This window comes from Profundibacterium mesophilum KAUST100406-0324 (assembly GCF_009835145.1).
GTDB classification, from domain to species: Bacteria; Pseudomonadota; Alphaproteobacteria; order Rhodobacterales; family Rhodobacteraceae; genus Profundibacterium; species Profundibacterium mesophilum.
Map to the genome: position 1 here is coordinate 1 of NZ_APKE01000125.1, position 211 is coordinate 211.

Consider the following 211-nt stretch of genomic DNA (forward strand, 5'->3'; position numbering starts at 1 on the left):
GATCGGCGCGCCGAAAGCCGCGTTGAAGTCCGCCGGCGGCTTGATCCGGCCATCCGCTGCAACCAGCTTGTTGCGCGTCGATGCCAGCGCGATGTTCGCCGCCGCCGCGAGGTTGCGCCAGATCGCACTGCGGTGATGGGTGATGCTGACGCCGGCCGAACCGATACCCATCTGCAGCTCGACGCCCGCATCATGCGCAATGTCGCCCGTC

At 67.8% G+C, this 211-nt stretch carries 1 protein-coding gene; it reads right to left on the reverse strand.

Going from position 1 to position 211, the window contains the following annotated elements; genetic code table 11:
• Positions 1-211: hypothetical protein (locus PMES_RS16530; RefSeq protein ID WP_159966791.1), on the reverse strand; the 211-nt coding region annotated here is incomplete at both ends.